Source organism: Pseudomonas sp. HMWF006 (assembly GCF_003061205.1).
In the GTDB taxonomy this organism is placed as follows: Bacteria; Pseudomonadota; Gammaproteobacteria; order Pseudomonadales; family Pseudomonadaceae; genus Aquipseudomonas; species Aquipseudomonas monsensis.
Map to the genome: position 1 here is coordinate 1 of NZ_QAIU01000660.1, position 3,923 is coordinate 3,923.

Consider the following 3,923-nt stretch of genomic DNA (forward strand, 5'->3'; position numbering starts at 1 on the left):
TGTCCTGCACCAGATGCCGCGGCAGAATCACCGGCAGGCTGGCCGGGGAAAACAGCACCTCGCCACGCAGCCACGCTTCGCGGCGCCCCCAGTAGAACTGCCCGGCATCCTGAAAGGCTTCCGGCAGATCCTGCGAACGGGTTTGACGAAACTCGGGGTACATCGCCGTCAATGCTCCCTGTCCGTCGAGAGTCAGCGCACGCTGGATCGGGAAACCGAAACCGGTGACGGAAAAGGCGAAGGATTTATCGACATGCTGCTCCAGCAAATCGAACCCCTGGCGCAGGTACTGCGCCTGCAACAGCGGCGCAGTGGCATACACGCAGCAGGCGTAATCGAAGTGCGGCAATTGTTGCAAGGCGTGCACGATCACCGCGGCGGTGCCGGTGAAGTCGTCGGCAAGATCGGCCGGACGCAGAAACGGCACGTCGGCGCCATTGTCTCGCGCCACCTTGGCAATCTCTTCGTCGTCGGTGCTGACCACCACCCTGTCGAAGAGCTCCGAATCGAGCGCCGTGCGAATCGACCGGACGATCATCGGCACGCCATCAAACGGTTTCAGATTCTTGCGCGGGATGCGCTTGCTGCCACCACGGGCAGGGATGATCGCAACGCTGCTCACGTTGTCCTACTCCTCAAGAACCAGCCGTCGCAGTTGCTCGACCACGTAGTCCTGTTGTTCATCCGTCAGCAGTGGAAACAGCGGCAGGCTGATCGCTTCTGCGTAGTAATGTTCGGCTTCGGGAAAATCTCCCTCGGCGAAACCCAGGTCGCGATAGTACGGCTGCAAATGCAGTGGAATATAGTGCAGATTCACCCCGACTCCGGCCGCACGCAAGCCTTCGAAGACCTGGCGGTGGCTGAGATTGATCCGATCGGTCTGCAAGCGGATCACATACAGATGCCAGGCGGATTCAGCGAGCGGTTGGGCGCTCGGCAAGGTCACAGGCAAATATGTCAGCAAATTCGCGTAACGTGCGGCCAGCTCGCGTCGACGGGCGATGAAACCGTCCAGTTTGTGCAGTTGCGACAAACCGAGCGCGGCTTGCAAGTCGGTGATCCGATAATTGAAGCCCAGTTCCACTTGCTGGTAATACCACGGGCCGTGGCTGGCTTCAGTCATCTGCTGCGGATCGCGGGTCATGCCGTGGCTGCGCAAGCGTTGCAAGCGCTCGGCCAGTTCCGGGCGATTGGTCAAGACCATGCCGCCCTCGGCACTGGTGATGATCTTCACCGGGTGAAAGCTGAACACGGTCATCGCGGCGAATTCGCCGCACCCGACCGGCCGCCCCGCGTAGGACGCACCGACCGCATGAGAGGCGTCTTCGATCACCGTGAAGTTGTAGCGCTCGGCCAGGTGGGCAATTCTGCGCATATCGCAGCTCTGCCCGGAAAACGCCACCGCCACAAGCACTTTGGGCAGCACGCCATCGCGCTCGGCAGCGTCGAGCTTACCGGCCAGGACTTCAGCATCGAGGTTCCAGGTCAGCGGGTCGATATCGACAAAATCCACGTCGGCGCCGCAATAACGCCCGCAGTTGGCCGACGCCAGAAAAGTATTCGGCGTCGTCCACAAGCGATCGCCCGGCCCGAGCCCGGCGGCCAGGCAGGCAATGTGCAGCGCCGCCGTGGCATTGCACACTGCCACCGCATAATCGGCCTGACAGCGCTCGGCCATGGCCTGTTCGAAGCGCTCGATGGTCGGCCCTTGTGTGAGCCAGTCAGACTTCAACACCTCGACCACGGCGTCGATATCTGCCTGATCGAGGCTTTGCCGACCGTACGGAATCATACCGAGAGCTTCGCGTGCAGGTCGGCGATCTGCCCCACCGAGAGGAAATGCGGATTAGTGTCGGAACGGTATTCGAAGTCTTCGCTGACCGGCCGGCCGCGCTCACCGAGCTTGTCTTCGGCGAAATCGACGTCAACGCTGGTAAAGCGGATCGACGGCTGGATGGTGTAGTGATCGGCAAACTCCAGGGTCATCCGTGCATCGTCCAGCGGCACCATCAACTCGTGCAGCTTCTCGCCCGGACGAATGCCGACGTGCTTGTGCGGCAGGTGCTCGGCCATGCCCCGGGCCAGATCGACGATGCGAATCGACGGGATCTTCGGCACGAACACTTCGCCACCGTGCATGCGTGCAAAGCTGTCGAGGACGAACTGCACACCGTGATCGAGGGTGATCCAGAAACGTGTCATGCGTTCGTCGGTGATCGGCAGCTCTTCAGCGCCCTCGGCGATCAGTTTGCTGAAGAACGGCACCACCGAGCCACGGGAGCCGGCGACGTTGCCGTAGCGCACCACGGCGAACCGGGTCTGCTGTTCGCCGGCAATGTTATTGGCGGCGACGAACAGTTTGTCCGACAGTAACTTGGTTGCGCCGTAGAGGTTGATCGGGCTGGCGGCTTTGTCGGTGGACAGCGCAACGACTTTCTTCACGCCATTGTCGATGGCTGCGGCGATGATGTTTTCCGCGCCGTTGACGTTGGTGCGAATGCACTCGGTCGGGTTGTATTCCGCTGCCGGCACTTGCTTGAGCGCCGCGGCATGCACGACGTAGTCGATGCCGCGCATGGCCTGACGCAAACGATCGGCGTCGCGCACATCGCCAAGGAAATAGCGCATGCACGGCGCGTTGAACGTCTGCTGCATTTCGTATTGCTTGAGTTCATCCCGGGAGAACACCACCACGCGCTTGGGCTGGTATTGCTCCAGCAGGCGCCGGATGAAATTGCGCCCGAACGAGCCGGTGCCGCCGGAGATGAAAATCGATTTACCGTTGAACATGTCTTGAGTCCTGTTTCCTGATCGTCAGGCTTAGGCGAGCAACTGCGCCCAGTCGATGCTGGAGGCCTGGCCGAGGGTAAAGCCCTTGCCGGTCAGGGAAAGGTTCGGGTTATAGGCGGTGTCATGAGCGAAGCGCGCTTGCCATTTGTCTTGCAGAGCGGCAGCCGCCTGCGAATGGTTAGCCAGAGTACCGGTGTGGACGATCTGTACTTGCGGTGTCCATACAGTCAAAAGCCCCGCATCTGCAGCTTTCAGGCACAAATCGACGTCGGCAAATGCCTCATCGAAATGTTCCTGATCCAGTCCACCCAAAGCTTCGAAAACCTCCTTGCGCACCATCAGGCAGGCGCCCGAGACCGCCGAACAATTTTGCTCGACCAGCAGCCGGTGCATGTAACCCGGCGCGTCTTTTTTCTCGCCAAGGAATGGCGAGGCCAAACCTTCGCCAAGTCCCAGAATGAATCCGGCGCCGGTCACAGAGCCTTCACGATCCACCAGTTTGGCGCCGACCACGCCGACCTCCGGGCGCTGAGCCTGGTTCAGCAATACCTCGAGCCAGTTAGCGTTAACCACTTCGGCGTCCGCTGCCAGCAACACCAGATACTCACCTTGCGCCTGCGCGGCAGCCTGATTGATCAAGGCTGAAGCACTCAGGCGTTTCTCACTCTTGATCAGGCGAACGCGCCCACGTCCGTTTTGCTCAAGGCTTTCGAGCCAGGCGAGCAACTCGGCAGATTGACTGTGATTGTCGGCAATGATGATTTCGTTGTTCTGGTAGCGGGTGCGCTGTAACACACTCACCAGACAGCTTTGCAGATCTTGCTGATTGTCTTCGCTGCACACGATGATCGTCACTTTCGGCCGGTCGGCATGGCGGTAGTCAATGCGATAACCACCAAACGCCTGTGCACTCACCTGTGCCTGATAACCACGGGTGACGAGGTGACGTTCCAGCGTCTGACGTTCGTGCTCATTCGGTGCTGCCGCCACGGCCTGGGTAATGAGCAACGGCTCGGCCAGATGCGCCAGACCTGCCAGCCCACCTGTTTCAATCAGGCGCAGCAGCACATCGAACTCAAGCGCGCCAGTGAACTCGCGAGCGTACCCACCGACATTGAGCAACTCTTCGCGGC

Annotated in this window: 4 protein-coding genes; all 4 read right to left on the reverse strand. The window is 60.5% G+C overall.

The features are described from left to right. The coding region (gene pseF / locus DBR24_RS30555) for a pseudaminic acid cytidylyltransferase (protein WP_128616541.1) at nucleotides 1–622 on the reverse strand (622 nt) is incomplete at its 3' end. Between the two features lie 6 nt (nucleotides 623–628). Next, nucleotides 629–1,792: a UDP-4-amino-4,6-dideoxy-N-acetyl-beta-L-altrosamine transaminase gene (gene pseC / locus DBR24_RS30560; RefSeq protein WP_128616542.1), complete on the reverse strand. Its 1,164-nt coding sequence runs from the start codon at nucleotides 1,790–1,792 to the stop codon at nucleotides 629–631. Continuing rightward, nucleotides 1,789–2,790: a UDP-N-acetylglucosamine 4,6-dehydratase (inverting) gene (gene pseB / locus DBR24_RS30565; RefSeq protein WP_123465717.1), complete on the reverse strand. Its 1,002-nt coding sequence runs from the start codon at nucleotides 2,788–2,790 to the stop codon at nucleotides 1,789–1,791. The genes pseC and pseB overlap by 4 nt, the downstream gene beginning before the upstream one ends. A 30-nt stretch (nucleotides 2,791–2,820) precedes the next feature. Further along, a partial coding sequence (locus DBR24_RS34625) for a glycosyltransferase (RefSeq protein ID WP_256592033.1) occupies nucleotides 2,821–3,923 on the reverse strand: 1,103 nt, incomplete at its 5' end.

Excerpts from the sequence above, each read along its gene's own strand:
- pseC (WP_128616542.1), bottom strand. The coding sequence starts at position 1,792 with ATGATTCCGTACGGTCGGCAAAGCCTCGATCAGGCAGATATCGACGCC.
- pseB (WP_123465717.1), bottom strand. The coding sequence starts at position 2,790 with ATGTTCAACGGTAAATCGATTTTCATCTCCGGCGGCACCGGCTCGTTC.